This is a genomic window from Psychrobacter halodurans (assembly GCF_017498075.1).
GTDB classification, from domain to species: Bacteria; Pseudomonadota; Gammaproteobacteria; order Pseudomonadales; family Moraxellaceae; genus Psychrobacter; species Psychrobacter celer.
The window spans coordinates 1-15,904 of record NZ_JAGBKN010000039.1; the positions used below are offsets into that span (position 1 = coordinate 1).

Below are 15,904 nucleotides of genomic sequence, written 5' to 3' on the forward strand. Positions count from 1 at the left end.
ATAAATTTTCCTTGCGTGCTGTGCCTGCGCCGACAGAGGCTGCGTAAAATTTATCCCAGTCCCACTGTATCGTTTTTATACTGAACTCACTATACGTGGCTAGCGATAAATGATTGGTGATAAATGAATAAGGGCTTATGATCAAAGTCGTGAGCCAATGTTGCCCCAGTCAATGTGTCACACACCCAAGCTGATAAATATGGCTAATAAAGACATAAAAAAGGACACTGGCGATGAAGGATCTCAAAACACGCAAGCGGCATCATGACCATGATGATGGCCACAAGCGCCAGCACAGTCACAAGACAAATGCAAAAAGCGCTGACACTCAAGCAGCAAGTAAGAAGGTGCTAAAAGTGACGGGCGCGGCGCTGTTGGCAATTGGCGGCGCGGTGCTAGCAAGCCAAAGCGCGCAGGCGTTATCACCCTTGACTCTCGTCAATGGAATTACCTCAGGCGGCGGTGTTGGGGTCAGCAAAGACATCTTGTACGGCGATCAGCCCTTACAGGATTTAGATGTTTATTATCCCAAGCCGTTGACCCGTGCCATGACGGCACAAAGCGCGATTAGTGATCGTTATCCGATGGTGGTGTTTGTCCATGGCGGCTCATGGGAGAGCGGGAGCAAAGAGCAATACGCCTTTGTCGGCCAGAGTTTGGCGCAGGCAGGCTATGTCACAGCGGTGATCAATTACCGTAAGGCGCCTGAGCATGTCTATCCTGCTTATGTCAAAGACACCGCGCAGGCGATCGCTTGGAGCCTAAACAACGCGGCCAGCTTGTATGCTGACCCTGCTCGTGTGGCGGTGGTTGGGCACTCTGCTGGAGCGTTCAACGCCGTGGCAGCGGTCGCCAACGAGGAATTTTTGGCCCCTTATCATATCAAGCCAAGCGATGTAGGGGCAGTCGTCGGCATCGCGGGGCCATACAGTTATGACTTTCGTAAGTTTGATAGCGCATCGGCCTTTGCCGCCGTTGCCACGCCAGATGAGGTGATGCCCGATCGTCATATCAAAGGAAAGCAGCCGCCTTATTTATTATTGACGGCCGAAAAAGATGACATCGTCCACGACAGCAATACCATCAAGATGACGCAAGCACTAAAAGCAGCTGGCGTCTCTGTCAAAAACGGTGAAATAGCAAGTGCCAGCCACGCGACCAGTATTGGCGCGATGGCACCGCCGCTACGCTGGGTCAATGATGTGCGCGCGCAAGTGCTTAGCTACCTAGATGACGCCCTTAAATAACGATAAAGGGTGAAAGGCATTGCGGGCACGACTGATTGGTCGCTACTGCATCATAAAACATGGTAAAGCAAGACAATACTGTAAGATAGCCAAACTCTTGTTATAATGTCTTCACTTTATATTCATACCCTATTTTATATTTAAGGCAGAGAGATTTATGAGCATGAACGCTGACGACTTGATTGCATTTTTACAGACTCATTTTCCAGACGCTTTTATTCAAGCGGCCAATCAAGGCAACAAGTTTGATGTGCGCGTGGTCGATGCCAGCTTTGAAGGCAAACGCAGCGTTCAGCGTCAGCAAGCGGTATATGCGCTGGTTAATGACAAGATCGCCAGCGGAGATATTCATGCGCTCAATATTCAAGCATTGACGCCCGCTGAGTGGGACGCTCAATCAAAAGGCTAAACGTCACTCTTTATGATGAGACGTTATGCTTAAGCCTGTTAATTAGACGCCTCAAACCTGCTGCTTCATTTATTGTCTACATCGCAGGTTTTGGTGGTTTGGTTTTTATTTTTTATATTCATCTTTTTATACTCATCGCTAGGTTGCCACTTTTATGGATCAATTTTTAATCACGGGTAGTAGTCGTATTGCAGGAGAAGTTACGATTTCAGGCGCCAAAAATGCCGCGCTGCCGTTACTTGCGGCCATGATATTGGCTGAGACCCCAACGACATTACATAATGTGCCATCGCTACAAGATGTGCGTACCCTGATTGCATTGATCGGTGGCATGGGTATCCACATTCAAAAACAAGGTGATACGGTCACGTGCGATACCAAAACCATCGATAATTTTTATGCGCCCTATGATCTGGTCAAGACCATGCGCGCATCGATTTTGGTATTAGGGCCGTTGCTGGCACGTTTTGGCGAAGCAGAAGTCTCATTGCCAGGTGGCTGCGCGATTGGCTCGCGTCCTGTCGATCAGCATCTCAAAGCCTTTGAAGCCATGGGCGCTACTATCAGCGTCGAAAACGGCTATGTCAAAGCGCAAGCGCCAAAAGGCGGCAAGCTAATCGGCTGTAACTTCTCGTTTGATATGATCACAGTCGGCGGTACTGAAAACGTCATCATGGCCGCCGCGCTGGCTAAAGGTACTACAGTGCTTGGCAACTGCGCGCTGGAGCCAGAAGTGGTGGATTTGGCCAACATGCTGGTCGCGATGGGTGCCAAGATAAGCGGCATCGGTACCTCGACCATGACCATCGAAGGCGTTGAGCGTCTGCATGGTTGTGAGTATTCAGTGGTGGCGGATCGTATTGAGACAGGCTCTTATCTGGCAGGCGCGCTGATGACTCGCGGTGATGTATTGGCCAAAAACACCTCTGCGCTGTTATTGACCCCTGTGTTAGAGAAGTTTGAGGACATGGGCGCGGTGATTACCACAGGTGATGACTGGATTCGCGCGCAAATGACGGGTCGACCAAGACCTGTCAATATCCGTACTCAGCCGCATCCTGGTTTTCCAACAGATATGCAGGCGCAGCTCATGGCGATTAGCTGTCTGGCCGATGGCACCAGTACCTTTATCGAAAATATCTTCGAAAACCGCTATATGCACGTGCCAGAGCTCAATCGTTTGGGCGCATCCATTCAGGTGGACGGTCATACTGCCGTAGTTACGGGCGTCGAAAACTTTACCGCCGCGCCTGTGATGGCGACCGATTTACGCGCATCGATGTCCTTGGTGATGGCCGCGGCGACCGCTGAAGGTGAGAGCTTGATCGATCGTATTTATCATATCGATCGCGGCTATGAAAACGTAGAAAGCAAACTGCGTGCGCTCGGCGTCAATATCGAACGTATCAATAGCAACAACAGCAACGACTAGGCGGCAGTTTCTTGCTGATTTTTGTCAGCAACTACATAAAACCATGCCTTAAGTCAGTCAGACACTGAACGACTCAGTAAACCCTTATGCGTCATGTCCTTTAAGAGTTTGGCGCATGAAGGTTTACTCTAATCGCTTAGCAATGATAAATTCACGCCCCGCTATCGGGGATGCCAACTGTACATGGACACGATGTCATTATGACCGAAGCAAGCACCCGCCAATCAAATGATGGTTTATTAAACCAAGTCAATGAGGAATTTTCAGGCTTAACGCTGGCCTTGTCTAAAGGCCGTATTTTAGAAGAAACCATGCCTTTGCTGCGTGCAGCGGGCGTTGAGTTGTTAGAAGACCCTGAAGCCTCGCGTAAGCTTATTTTTCCAACCTCAAACCCTAATGTACGCGTCTTAATCTTGCGTGCCAGTGATGTACCGACCTACGTCGAGCATGGCGCTGCGGACTTTGGTGTGGCGGGTAAAGATGTACTGCTTGAGCACGGGGCCAACCATGTGTATGAGCTGCTGGATTTGCAGATTGCCCAGTGCAAATTGATGACCGCAGGCGTAAAGGACGCGCCATTGCCCAATCGTCGTCTGCGCATCGCCACCAAGTACGTCAATGTGGCTCGGGCTTATTTTGCCAGCCAAGGCCAGCAGGTCGATGTGATCAAACTATACGGCTCGATGGAGCTGGCACCGCTGGTCGGACTCGGAGACCTCATCGTCGATGTGGTCGATACAGGGAACACCTTGCGTGCCAACGGTCTTGAAGCCCGTGACCATATCTGCGATGTATCGTCGCGCCTCATTGTCAATCAAGTCAGTTACAAGCGTAAGTTTGCCTTGCTTGAGCCAATTTTGGACAGCTTTAAAGACAGCATTGCGAGTGCTTAACAGCCCAGTGTTTGATGCCTTAGTGTGTCATTTATCCATACTTGCAAAGACAATGTGCTTCATTGGTAATATTAAGTACAGTGATGCAAATTTTTAAACCAGTTCGGCGCTCTATGATAGGCATAGCGTGCTAAACTGGTTTTGTTGTATGGGTTTGTCAAAACATAAAAGCCCAGTATAATCTAAACCAGACCCTAGCCACAGATACGTATCACAGTATCAGACTCGCTTGTTTTTACTCGTTAATGTTCCGTAGCATACATGCTCAGATATAGGATTAGCTCATGCGCCAGTTAAGTACCCAAGATGCCGATTTTGATAGCCAGTTGACCGAGCTGCTTGCTTTTGAGACGGTCAATGACGCCGATTTGTTAACGACTGTTGATGATATCATCGCGCAAGTGCGTCATCAGGGTGATAGCGTGGTACTGGCATTGACTCAGCAATTTGACCAGCATCCAGCGACTACCATGCAAGAGTTAGAGCTATCTAAGGAGGCACTTGCTGAGGCCTTTGAGCAATTAGACGATACGGTAAAAACCGCGCTAAGCACGGCTGCTGCGCGCGTACAGAGCTTCCATGAGCGCCAAGTCCAAGACAGCTGGCAGTATGAAGATGCGCTGGGTAACCGTTTGGGGCAAAAAATCACCCCGCTGGATCGCGTCGGCATCTATGTGCCAGGCGGTCTGGCCTCGTATCCCTCATCGGTTCTGATGAATGCTATCCCAGCCAAAGTCGCTGGCGTGAGTGATGTTATCATGGTGGTGCCAGCGCCTAATGGTGTGCTCAATCCACTGGTGCTGGCCGCGGCGCACTTGGCACAAGTGGACCGAGTCTTTACCATCGGCGGCGCCCAAGCGGTTGCTGCGTTGGCATATGGTACCGAGACGATACCAGCCGTGGACAAAATCACTGGCCCTGGTAATAAATACGTCGCTGCGGCCAAGCGTGCGGTATTTGGTCAAGTGGGCATCGATATGATTGCTGGCCCCTCTGAGGTGCTGGTGTACGCAGAAGGGCAGGCGCAAGATCGCGCAGACTGGTTGGCGATGGATTTGTTGTCACAAGCAGAGCATGATCGTATCGCCCAAGCCATCTTTGTGACGACCAGTCGTGAGCAGCTCGACGCGGTGGCGGCTGAAATCGAAAAAGCCTTAAGCGAGCTACCAAAAGCGGATATCGCGCGCGACTCATTACAAAACCGCGGCGCGCTGATTTTGGTCAAAGACCGTGCGGAGGGCATGGCAGTGATCAACCGCGTGGCGCCTGAGCATTTAGAGCTGTCGGTCGATGAGCCTGATGCCTTGCTCGCTGATATTCGTCATGCTGGGGCGATTTTTATGGGACGTCACACTCCTGAGGCCATCGGTGATTACTGTGCAGGCCCCAACCATGTGCTGCCGACATCGGGGACGGCGCGTTTTTCTTCACCGCTTGGTGTTTATGATTTTCAAAAAAAATCCTCTATCATCTATTGTAGCGCAGCGGGCAGTAAGCCCTTGGCCGAAACGGCAGATATTTTAGCGCAGCGTGAGGACTTAGAAGCCCACGCGCGCTCAGCCCGTTATCGTTATCAATAATCGGCGTGTCAGAGTGGCGTATGTTTTTACGCCAACGAGCAAGCGTTAGTTTTTTAAATATTAGGTCTGTAAACTTTGATAGTCTTTGTGGCTAATAGTAGGATAACTTATGAATGAGTTAAAGATAGATACCAGACTTTGGTCATCCAAAGCACGTAACTTGTCACCTTATGTACCAGGTGAGCAGCCGCAACATGACAATTTATGTAAATTAAACACCAACGAAAACCCGTTTCCACCCTCACCTAAAGTCGGTGAGGCCATCGCTCAGGCTTTAGCGCGGCAGGCGGATGATTTGCGCTTATATCCAGCACCTGAGTCTGATGAGTTGCGCACCGCTTTGGCTCAGCTGTATGACCTTGATGCCAATCAAGTGTTTGTCGGTAATGGTTCAGATGAAGTGCTGGCGCTGGTATTTGCCAGTTTTTTCTTAAAAGAGCGCCCTGTGCTCTCGCCTGACATTGGCTATAGTTTTTATCCTGTGTATGCCCATACTTTTGGTATAGAGCTGGTGCAAATTGCGCTAGAAGACGATTTTAGTATCGATCCGGATGCTTATCGTCAGCCTTGTAGTGGCATCATTATCGCCAACCCCAATGCGCCGACAGGACTGCTGTTATCGCTTGCGGATATTCGTAAGTTGGCAAGCGAGCATTCAAACTCGGTGATTGTGATTGATGAGGCATATATCGACTTTGCGCAAGTAGAAGAGGACAGTTTGGAGACTGAGGTTTCAGCTGTGAGTCTTATCAACGAGTGCGATAATATTTTGGTCACCCAAACGTTTTCCAAATCGCGCTCACTGGCAGGTTTGCGCGTTGGGATGGCCTTTGGTAATGCCTCATTAATCGAAGCCTTAACACGCATGAAAAACAGCTTTAACAGCTATCCGCTCGATAAATTGGCACAAGCTGGGGCGACGGCGAGTGTGTTAGATGTAGAGTATTTTGAGCAAACGCGTCAGCAAGTGATCGATTTACGTGAGTCACTGACAGCGAGCCTACAGTCATTGGGCTATCAAGTGCTGCCTTCGCATACCAACTTTGTGTTTGCACGTCCTAAAGAGGGCAATGCCAGCGAGGTCGCCGCTGCTCTACGTGAGCAAGGCATCATCGTGCGTTACTTTGACAAGCCGCGTATCAGTGAGTATCTGCGTATCACGGTCGGTACCGCCGAGCAGCACCAAAGATTGATAGCGGCGCTGACGGTATTGCATGCAGATAGCAACACGATAGATAGCACCGCTGAGTAGGTAGCGCCAATCCCTATCCTATCAGTATCATAACGCCTGTCAGTATCATACTGCGCAGGCTTTTTTTATGTCAGGGTTTTTGCGCCAGCACGTCTAATAGATTGCCCACTTTATCCAGACACTCTTGATATTCAGCAGCGCAGTCAGAGGCCACCGTGATACCGCCGCCCGCCCATAAATTGACCTGCGTGTCTTGCTGCGGCGCATGGCGCGCTTGTAGCGTGCGTATCAGTACATTCCACTGTCCACTTCCATCAAAATTCATATAACCCATGGTACCGCAGTATGCGCCGCGCGGTGCTTGCTCCAACTCAGAGATGATTTCGACAGCGCGTTTTTTGGGCGTGCCGGTGATAGAGCCTGCGGGTAAGCTACCAAACAACACTGTAAGCGGATGGGCGTCGTCTTTTAGCTCGGCGCGGATGGTGCTGACCATATGATGGACATTACTAAAGCTCTCGATAGCAAACAGCTTGGGTACTTTGACGCTACCGATTTTGGCATATTTGCCCAAGTCGTTACGCAATAAGTCGACGATCATGACGTTTTCGGCGCGATCCTTTTCACTATCGATCAGCTGCTGCCTATAGGCATTATCTTGTGTGGGGTTGGTGCTGCGTGGCGTGGTGCCTTTGATGGGTTTGGTGATGATATGATGTGTGCCGCTATTAGGTTCTTTGGTAAAGGTAAAAAACAGCTCAGGCGAGCAGCTTAATAGCTCAAATTGAGTGTTAACGCTATGCGGATCACGAGCATCGAGGCTATTGTCGCTATTATCAAACCTATCGTCATCATGCGGCTGGGTTTGTAAGTACCCTGCAAAGGGCGCTTGGGTGTTTTGATGGAGCGCTGGCAAATAATCGATCAGACTTGTGGCCTGAGAGGATGTACTCTCGCTCGCCAGCTGTCCTGTCCATTTTTGGGTCAGGTTGATCTGATAGCAGTCGCCTTGCTCTAGGTAGTATTGGGTTTTATCAAAAGCGGCTTGATAGTCATGTTGGTGCCAGCGCGGCTGTAGGTATAATGGCGCAGGCGTTTTTGCAACGCTAGTAGTTGCTTTAGATAGCTGTTGTTCTAGTGAGTCTAAGCAGGATATCAGCGAGTCAAGCGTTGGGTCCGTCTCATCTGCTACTGTATATAGCCCTACGGTACGCAGCACCCAGCCATGACCGCTATCGCAGGGCGTCAGATATATGTCGTAATGCCCCAATACCGCACAGGGCTGCGCTGCCAGCTCGATAGCGTCCGCTGGGCTCAGCTCGTGAGCTGCGATGTCATAGCCGATAAATCCTATCAGCCCGTGGTGATAGTGCGGTGGCGCGCTAGGATCTGATTGGCTATTTGTGTCGGTCTGATGGGTTTGACCATAGGCAATGAGCACTTCTTGCCATGCTTCATAGCTCAGGGTGCGGTAAGTGGCCGCGTGCTTGTCGCCACGGCGGCGGCCAACGACGGTATAAGCGGCAGGCTGTCTGGGTTCGGGCGTGGTCGCATAGACAGACCAAGCCATTTTGGGCAGCAAGCCAATCACTGGTCGTCCAGCATTGTTTAGCCAAATCAGTTGCCAGTTGGCCTGAGCGTCTTGCTTGAGTAAGTGGCGCTGCAGCTTTGGCAACAGCTCAGCTGCACCCAGCGCACCAAAACGCCAGCTAGGGTGAGTAGCTGGCGATGGGGTAGGGTGTTTGTGACTGGTAGAATGAGTGTTTACAGACATTATTTAGGCGTCAAACTTTTTGATGATTAGTGTGGCATTGGTACCGCCAAAGCCAAAGCTGTTGCTCATGATGGTCTCAAGTGATGCGTCACGCTTGTCAGTGACGATATCAAAGCCTTTAGCAGCAGGGTCTAGCGCTTTGACATTAATGCTTGGGGCGATAAAGCCTTCTTGTAGCATGAGCAGGCAATAAATCAGCTCTTGCGCGCCGACAGCGCCGAGACTATGACCAGTCATCGACTTGGTAGAGCTGATCGCAGGTACTTTGCTGATATCACCATCAAACACCTGCGCGATGGCTTTGAGCTCGGTGATATCGCCCAGTGGCGTACTGGTGCCGTGGGTGTTGATATAGTCGACGCTCTCTAGCCCTGCGTCTGCCAAGGCTTGTTGCATACAGCGCACTGCACCTTCGCCGCTAGGGGCGACCATCTCCGCGCCATCAGAGCTGGCACCATAGCCGACGATTTCTGCTAAGATATTGGCGCCACGTGCCTCGGCATGTTCGAGGCTTTCGACCACCACCATTGCGCCACCTGCCGCGATGACAAAACCGTCACGGTCTTTGTCATAAGCTCTAGAGGCAAGGGTTGGTGTGTCATTATATTGAGTACTGACCGCGCCCATGGCATCAAACATACAAGACTGGGTCCAGTGCTCAGCCTCACTACCACCAGCGAGTACCACATCGGCCTTGCCAAGTTGAATCAGCTCGGCGGCATGGCCGATACAATGTGTCGAGGTGGCACAAGCCGAGCTAAGAGAGTAAGACACCCCTTGGATTTTGAGACCTGTGGCCAGTGCGGCTGATACCGAGCTGCCCATGGTTTTTGGTACCGCCATTGCGCCGACGCCGCGCAGACCTTTGGCGCGCATCGCATCGATGGCACTGACGATGTTTTCTGTCGATGCACCGCCCGAGCTTGCCACCACCCCAACTCGCGGGTTGCTGCTGATGGTCTCAAGTGACAAGCCTGCATGCTCGATGGCGCTCAACGCACTGACATAAGCATAAAGGCTGGCGTCACTAAAAAAGCGTTTTAGTTTACGGTCGATGCCACTGGTATCTAGCGTCGACTGATCAATACTGCCGCTGATCTGAGATTTAAAGTCATGCTCAGCATAAGACTCGTTAAAGGTAATACCTGACTGTCCTTGTTTGAGTGCAGCAGTGACAGTGGCCAAATCATGTCCGATACAAGAGACAATCCCTGCTCCAGTGATAACAACGCGGCGCATATTCTATTCCTTCTGAGTAATAATTTTTAGTAATTGCTGTCCCTATATTTTACTTATAGGTCGTCTAGAGCGGGCTTTTATTAAACCTCATCTTTGAGATGAGCAGGCTCTAGATAATGGTGCTGATCATAATAGTAAGTAAGTGATACGATAAGCTTGAGAGTATAGCACTTGAGGCCAGCGCATATGATACCGTATCAGTGCCCCAAAATCTTTGTACAAGTGCAAAATAACCACAAAACTGCCCCAAGCACCAAATAGCGCTACAGCTATCACCAAAAGCGGCCAACAGTACATGCTTATTAAACCCATGCTCATCTGTCAGTATAAAGAATAAAAAAAAGCCATAAACACGTTATACTTTCAGATACAAAACTGGTGACGGCAATAACATTGTTGGCACTGACAGGCAGACAGACAATTGACTAACATGACACATCTTCAAATACTATTTATCATGTATGACGAGTTATCATGTATCACAAGCTTGGCGCATGACAAATGGTAATGACAAAACGGCTAGCAATGACAAAACGACAAAATACCAAAATCAGCATAAAGCTGATTGGCGTTGATTGTTAAACAAATTGATTGTTAAATTATACAATAACCATTCATCATATTAAGGACAACCAGATGGCAAAGCGTAGCACTCTCTCGAAGGGCGTCAGCAGTATCGGCGCATTTACCCGCAACAATTTAGAGCGTATGGGCGCTGTGATTGATGGCATGAATGCCAAAACCAGCAAGCCGCGTCAATACAAAGCCGTAAATTTAGGGGACGACGACTATCAGCAAGACCTGTTTCGCGAGCAGACGTTAAAGGCCACTCAGCAGCTGCTTGGCCCACGTTTTGCTACTTATGGCAAATACGCCAAAAAAGTGGTGCCCAATAGCTTGTTTCAATCGACCCTTGATGGCGCATTTGCTCAAGTGGCCAAGCTCGCCTTTAACTGGAGTCAGATTGATTTGCCTCATGAGCATCGCTTTGCCAATATCGAGAGTTTAGATGACGAGCAGCGTTATGCCTTAGCGACAGATATCGCCAATCAAAACCGCGCACTTGCGACCATGGGCGGTCTGACAGGCTTGGCAGGATTGCCAGGACTGCTTGCCGACACTTTGTGGTTGCTATTGGTTTCTCTACGTACCGTTTATCAGCTGGCGGCTGTTTACAACAAACCGCTGACTGGCACGCAAGGCATTAAGATGGCTTATGAGCTGCTTGCCAATGCCGACCTGAGTAAAATGCAAGAAAAACAAGCGCTGCTGGCGGGCATAGGCATTGGTAAAGGGCTGCTAGACAATGCACAAAACAACGGCTTGCATAATGAGCTAAAAAACCTCGGCTTAAAAAATAAAAACGTCAATTTTTATGCCGAGCAAGTAGACCGCGTCGCCAGTCAAGTGGGTATTGATTTAGACCAGATTAATTTGTCATGGGTGCGCCGCTTACTACCCGCCACCGCTGTCGTTATTGGTATGCGTTACAACAGCCAGCTGATTGATGAGGTCATCGGTGTGGCGCAAGCAACCTTTGCTCCAGAAGCCAAATTGGCAAACCGTGCTATCACTGATGACAGCAGTAGTGAAGTTGAGGTCGATAAAGCCACCGATAATACGCAAAAAACAGATAAGCAGGCTGAGCAAACAGACGCAAAAAATAAGGACACAGCACAAGAGTCAGCGAAGAAGGACGCTGAAAACAAAGATACTGAGAGTAAAGAGCATAAAGACACAGCAGATAAAAACGCAAAAAATAGCGACAAGGCAAAGGCTGACAAGTAAGTGCAGCAGCGATAATTAGAGGACGCATTAGAAAGGTGACAGGTTGGCCTTGAGGCCTAGATGGGTCTAAGCGAAGTCTAAGCCTAGCGCAGGCAGCTTCGCACGCACTTGAAAAACGCGCCGATGTCGCCATTTATTTCATACCAAGTTTTGTTTGCTTGCTTTGTTTATTTTTTGCTTATTTACTGCTGTGCATACAACTATTTTATGATAAGCGTATAGCCAACACTTTAGCGGTTTTCACTGCATGATAGTTAGCGAAAAACAGATAAAGTGGTATAGTAAGCAGCTGCATGCATATCTACCACAGGTTGTAAAGTGCAACCATTCATAAGTGGTTGAAATAGCAGCAACAACTCTTTATAATACACTGTCCTAAAAATGGGTGCGTCAAAATCTGGCATTTATGTCAGATAGTTGGCGTGTTTCCCCATTTTTTTGTTTTATACCAAACGGGAGAAGGATGCCTTATGGCAACAACTAACCAATTGATTCGTAAAGGCCGCAAGTCCATCAAGGAAAAGTCAAAAGTTCCTGCGTTGGAAGCGTGCCCACAGCGCCGCGGTGTATGTACTCGCGTATATACTACCACGCCAAAAAAACCAAACTCTGCCATGCGTAAAGTATGTCGTGTACGTTTGACTTCAGGCTATGAAGTATCAAGCTACATCGGCGGTGAAGGCCATAACCTACAAGAGCACAGTGTTGTTCTTATCCGTGGTGGTCGTGTTAAAGATCTACCAGGTGTACGTTATCACACCGTTCGCGGTGCACTTGACTGCGCAGGCGTTAAAGACCGTAAGCAAGGTCGCTCTAAATACGGTGCTAAGAAGCCTAAAGTTTAATAACTAAACGTTATTTGCTTAGCTTTTAGTACTACCCAATAACTGTGCATGGGCTCGGTGTCGACGGTAGTTAGATTGATAAGATGTAACTTACCCTTAAACATACCACCATGCAGTAAGGCTAACTGACAACTCATCACTATGCTCTATGATGACAAGTATGATGTTGTGAATGTTGGACACTCCTGAAGACAAGGAAATTTATTATGCCAAGACGTCGCGTCGTTGCTGCCCGTGAGATCCTACCGGATCCTAAGTTTGGTAGCCAAACTGTTGCAAAATTCATCAACCATGTAATGAGTCATGGTAAAAAATCTACTGCTGAGCGTATCGTTTATGGTGCACTTGAGACAGTTAGTGCAAAACGTAATATCGAAGATCCAGTAGCTTTCTTTGAAGAAGTCTTAGAAAACGTACGCCCAATGGTCGAAGTAAAAGCTCGCCGTGTGGGTGGTGCTACCTATCAAGTACCAATGGAAGTACGCCCCTCCCGTCGTACTGCCTTGGCAATGCGTTGGTTAGCCGAAGCTGCTGCTAAGCGTTCTGAAAAATCAATGTCTCTACGTTTGGCAGGCGAGCTAAACGACGCTGCTGACGGTAAAGGCAATGCCATGAAAAAGCGTGACGAAGTTCACCGTATGGCAGATGCCAACAAAGCATTCTCTCATTACCGCTTCTAAGCTACTAAAGATGAGGCTACTAATAATTAGTGGCTTTTGATAAGCGTGATGAATTGATGGCTATGCCGATTGATTCTGTATTTTTCCGTTCTATGGATTGCCGCCATCATTGCTGCTGCTAAAAAAAATTAAAAGTTTGATGATTTTTAGCTGCGATGGCGGACATCTCTCAAGATGTTTTTTGCACAGTAACACTGTTGTTAAAAAGTTTGCTTAACAGGAAATGTCCCAAATTTTATGCTGCAATATTCTTAGTATTTGCTCTTTTGTTGTCCGTATTAGGCCCAATAATCAGTAAGTAATATCACGAAGCTCACCGCTTTGTCATAGAGTATTAGGCAGAGACACAACACATTATTATATACACGAATTTCCCTAGGAAAACACTATGGCTCGTAAAACTCCCCTAAAGCGCTATCGCAATATCGGTATTTCAGCGCACATTGATGCTGGTAAGACGACTACTACTGAGCGTGTTTTATTCTATACTGGTGTAAACCATAAGCTAGGCGAGAGCCATGACGGCGCTGCCACTATGGACTGGATGGAGCAAGAACAAGAGCGCGGTATTACTATTACCTCGGCTGCAACGACTTGCTTCTGGAAAGGCATGGCGAACCAGTTCGACGAACACCGTATCAACATCATTGACACCCCAGGCCACGTTGACTTTACTATCGAAGTTGAGCGTTCTATGCGTGTTCTTGATGGCGCTTGCATGGTTTACTGTGCAGTAGGCGGCGTTCAGCCACAGTCTGAAACCGTATGGCGTCAGGCAAACAAATACAAAGTGCCACGTTTGGCATTTGTAAACAAAATGGACCGCGTTGGTGCTGATTTTTATCGCGTTATCGATCAAATCAAAACGCGTCTAGGCGGCAAGCCAGTACCATTGGTTATCCCAATTGGTAAAGAAGACGACTTTGAAGGCGTTGTGGATCTTGTGTCTATGAAAGCCATCTATTGGGACGAAGCGTCTCAAGGCATGAAGTATGAAGAGCGTGAGATTCCAGCTGAGCTACAAGACAAAGCAGAAGAATACCGTGAGTATCTCGTAGAAAACGCTGCTGAAGCTTCAGAAGAGTTGATGAATGAATATCTTGAAAATGGCGAATTGACTGAAGAGCAAATCCACAGCGCACTTCGTCAGTTGACTATCGACAACGAAATCATTCCACTTCTTTGTGGTACTGCCTTTAAAAACAAAGGCGTACAGAAGATGCTAGACGCGGTTATTCAGTATCTACCTGCACCAATCGACGTACCTGCTATTAAAGGTATCCTCGATGATAAAGACGAAACTGAAGGCAGCCGTGAAGCGTCAGACGAAGCACCTTTCTCTGCTCTAGCATTTAAGATCATGAACGATAAGTTCGTTGGTAACCTAACTTTCGTTCGTGTTTACTCAGGTGTGATTAAGCAAGGCGCTAGCGTTTATAACCCAGTAAAAATGAAGCGTGAGCGTGTTGGCCGTATCGTACAGATGATGGCAGACTCTCAAGAAGAGCTAGAAGAAATCCGTACTGGTGATATCGCTGCATTGGTAGGTATGAAAGACGTAACCACGGGTGACACGTTATGTGACGAGCAAAACGTTATCACGCTTGAGCGTATGGAATTTCCAGATCCAGTTATCTCTCTAGCAGTTGAGCCAAAGACCAAAGCTGACCAAGAAAAAATGTCAATTGCTCTAGGTCGTTTGGCCAAAGAAGATCCATCATTCCGCGTTCGCACAGACGAAGAGTCTGGTCAGACCATCATCAGTGGTATGGGTGAGCTGCATCTTGAGATCTTGGTTGACCGTATGAAGCGTGAGTTTAACGTAGAAGCAAACATCGGTGCGCCGCAGGTTGCTTATCGTGAGACCATTCGTAACTCAGTTGAACAAGAAGGCAAGTTTGTACGTCAGACTGGTGGTCGTGGTAAATTCGGTCACGTTTGGCTACGTCTTGAGCCGCTTGATCCAGCAGGCGAAGTATTATATGAGTTCTCTGAAGAAGTTGTCGGCGGTGTGGTACCAAAAGAGTATCATGGTGCAGTCGATAAAGGTATTCAAGAGCGCATGAAAAACGGCGTACTTGCAGGCTACCCAGTGGTTGGCGTAAAAGCGACCTTGTATGACGGTTCTTACCATGACGTTGACTCGGATGAGCTATCATTTAAAATGGCTGGTTCAATCGCGTTCCGCAAAGGCTTCATGGCAGCAAACCCAACGCTACTAGAGCCTGTGATGAAAGTAGAAGTTGAAACGCCAGAAGACTATATGGGCGATATCATGGGCGATCTAAACCGCCGCCGTGGTATGGTTCAGGGTATGGAAGACTTGCCTGGTGGTACCAAGCAAATTCGTGCTGAAGTACCATTAGCGGAAATGTTTGGTTATGCCACACAAATGCGCTCAATGTCACAGGGCCGTGCAACTTACTCAATGGAATTCCAGAAGTATGCTGAGATTCCAAAATCAGTTGCAGAATCTATCATCTCTAAGTACAACTCTAAAGATGATGACGAGTAAATAACGCTCATAAAATGACAATATAAAGCATATCTTTATATTGTCAGAGAAGAATCCGCCAATAACTTGTTAAAAGACTTGTTATTGGCCGTGATTTTCTTATAATATCTGCACATTAGTATGTGCAACCTTTTAACAATTATTTTAATGTGGTCTCTACTGCTTTAGCTTTTATCTATATGAAATTTAATATTTATATCAGTTAAGCGCCGACCCCAAAAAAAGAGGAATTACCCATGGCAAAGGCCAAGTTTGAACGCAACAAGCCACACGTCAACGTCGGCACCATCGGACACGTTGACCACGGTAA

General features: G+C 48.2%; 12 protein-coding genes and 1 pseudogene. 11 read left to right on the forward strand and 2 right to left on the reverse strand.

Features of this window, described 5'->3' with window-relative positions:
- The first annotated feature begins 233 nt into the window (after window positions 1-233).
- The 6 genes from J3491_RS11485 to hisC all read left to right on the forward strand — a co-directional run bounded on the left by J3491_RS11485 (window position 234) and on the right by hisC (window position 6,813).
- Complete coding sequence (locus J3491_RS11485; protein WP_207970306.1) at window positions 234-1,247, forward strand: alpha/beta hydrolase; 1,014 nt, start codon at window positions 234-236, stop codon at window positions 1,245-1,247.
- A 157-nt stretch (window positions 1,248-1,404) separates the two neighbouring features.
- A complete protein-coding gene (locus tag J3491_RS11490) occupies window positions 1,405-1,656 on the forward strand; it encodes a BolA family protein (RefSeq protein ID WP_100749029.1) in 252 nt (83 codons plus the stop codon).
- Between the two features lie 154 nt (window positions 1,657-1,810).
- Window positions 1,811-3,088, forward strand: coding sequence for a UDP-N-acetylglucosamine 1-carboxyvinyltransferase (gene murA / locus J3491_RS11495; RefSeq protein WP_105244203.1), 1,278 nt, complete (start codon window positions 1,811-1,813; stop codon window positions 3,086-3,088).
- A gap of 200 nt (window positions 3,089-3,288) precedes the next feature.
- Window positions 3,289-3,981, forward strand: a complete 693-nt coding sequence (gene hisG / locus J3491_RS11500; protein ID WP_075102594.1) for an ATP phosphoribosyltransferase — start codon at window positions 3,289-3,291, stop codon at window positions 3,979-3,981.
- 284 nt (window positions 3,982-4,265) lie between these two features.
- Window positions 4,266-5,561, forward strand: a complete 1,296-nt coding sequence (gene hisD, locus J3491_RS11505; RefSeq protein WP_075102595.1) for a histidinol dehydrogenase — start codon at window positions 4,266-4,268, stop codon at window positions 5,559-5,561.
- 109 nt (window positions 5,562-5,670) lie between these two features.
- On the forward strand, window positions 5,671-6,813 hold the full coding sequence (gene hisC, locus J3491_RS11510) for a histidinol-phosphate transaminase (protein ID WP_207970307.1): 1,143 nt from the start codon (window positions 5,671-5,673) through the stop codon (window positions 6,811-6,813).
- A gap of 70 nt (window positions 6,814-6,883) precedes the next feature.
- Here hisC and J3491_RS11515 read toward each other — a convergent pair whose 3' ends face one another.
- The gene (locus tag J3491_RS11515) at window positions 6,884-8,527 is read right to left on the reverse strand and encodes an anthranilate synthase component I family protein (protein WP_207970308.1); all 1,644 of its coding nucleotides are present in this window, start codon (window positions 8,525-8,527) and stop codon (window positions 6,884-6,886) included.
- A gap of 3 nt (window positions 8,528-8,530) precedes the next feature.
- The gene (locus J3491_RS11520; RefSeq protein ID WP_207970309.1) at window positions 8,531-9,766 is read right to left on the reverse strand and encodes a beta-ketoacyl synthase N-terminal-like domain-containing protein; all 1,236 of its coding nucleotides are present in this window, start codon (window positions 9,764-9,766) and stop codon (window positions 8,531-8,533) included.
- A gap of 636 nt (window positions 9,767-10,402) precedes the next feature.
- Here J3491_RS11520 and J3491_RS11525 point away from each other — a divergent pair.
- The 5 genes and pseudogenes from J3491_RS11525 to J3491_RS11545 all read left to right on the forward strand — a co-directional run.
- The gene (locus J3491_RS11525) at window positions 10,403-11,554 is read left to right on the forward strand and encodes an EcsC family protein (protein WP_207970310.1); all 1,152 of its coding nucleotides are present in this window, start codon (window positions 10,403-10,405) and stop codon (window positions 11,552-11,554) included.
- Between the two features lie 470 nt (window positions 11,555-12,024).
- On the forward strand, window positions 12,025-12,399 hold the full coding sequence (gene rpsL, locus J3491_RS11530) for a 30S ribosomal protein S12 (RefSeq protein ID WP_075102600.1): 375 nt from the start codon (window positions 12,025-12,027) through the stop codon (window positions 12,397-12,399).
- Between the two features lie 206 nt (window positions 12,400-12,605).
- On the forward strand, window positions 12,606-13,079 hold the full coding sequence (gene rpsG / locus J3491_RS11535) for a 30S ribosomal protein S7 (protein ID WP_075102601.1): 474 nt from the start codon (window positions 12,606-12,608) through the stop codon (window positions 13,077-13,079).
- A 388-nt stretch (window positions 13,080-13,467) separates the two neighbouring features.
- Window positions 13,468-15,594 (forward strand): elongation factor G, encoded by a 2,127-nt coding sequence (gene fusA / locus J3491_RS11540; protein WP_075102602.1) that lies wholly within the window; start codon window positions 13,468-13,470, stop codon window positions 15,592-15,594.
- Window positions 15,595-15,830: 236 nt separating this feature from the next.
- A pseudogene (locus J3491_RS11545) lies at window positions 15,831-15,904 on the forward strand (hypothetical protein); the annotation flags it as partial.

Bases quoted from the DNA above. Each gene is read 5' to 3' on its own strand.
- J3491_RS11525 (WP_207970310.1), top strand. From the start codon at position 10,403: ATGGCAAAGCGTAGCACTCTCTCGAAGGGCGTCAGCAGTATCGGCGCA.
- rpsL (WP_075102600.1), top strand. From the start codon at position 12,025: ATGGCAACAACTAACCAATTGATTCGTAAAGGCCGCAAGTCCATCAAG.
- murA (WP_105244203.1), top strand. From the start codon at position 1,811: ATGGATCAATTTTTAATCACGGGTAGTAGTCGTATTGCAGGAGAAGTT.
- J3491_RS11515 (WP_207970308.1), bottom strand. From the start codon at position 8,527: ATGTCTGTAAACACTCATTCTACCAGTCACAAACACCCTACCCCATCG.
- hisC (WP_207970307.1), top strand. From the start codon at position 5,671: ATGAATGAGTTAAAGATAGATACCAGACTTTGGTCATCCAAAGCACGT.
- fusA (WP_075102602.1), top strand. From the start codon at position 13,468: ATGGCTCGTAAAACTCCCCTAAAGCGCTATCGCAATATCGGTATTTCA.
- J3491_RS11520 (WP_207970309.1), bottom strand. From the start codon at position 9,766: ATGCGCCGCGTTGTTATCACTGGAGCAGGGATTGTCTCTTGTATCGGA.
- hisD (WP_075102595.1), top strand. From the start codon at position 4,266: ATGCGCCAGTTAAGTACCCAAGATGCCGATTTTGATAGCCAGTTGACC.
- hisG (WP_075102594.1), top strand. From the start codon at position 3,289: ATGACCGAAGCAAGCACCCGCCAATCAAATGATGGTTTATTAAACCAA.
- rpsG (WP_075102601.1), top strand. From the start codon at position 12,606: ATGCCAAGACGTCGCGTCGTTGCTGCCCGTGAGATCCTACCGGATCCT.
- J3491_RS11490 (WP_100749029.1), top strand. From the start codon at position 1,405: ATGAGCATGAACGCTGACGACTTGATTGCATTTTTACAGACTCATTTT.
- J3491_RS11485 (WP_207970306.1), top strand. From the start codon at position 234: ATGAAGGATCTCAAAACACGCAAGCGGCATCATGACCATGATGATGGC.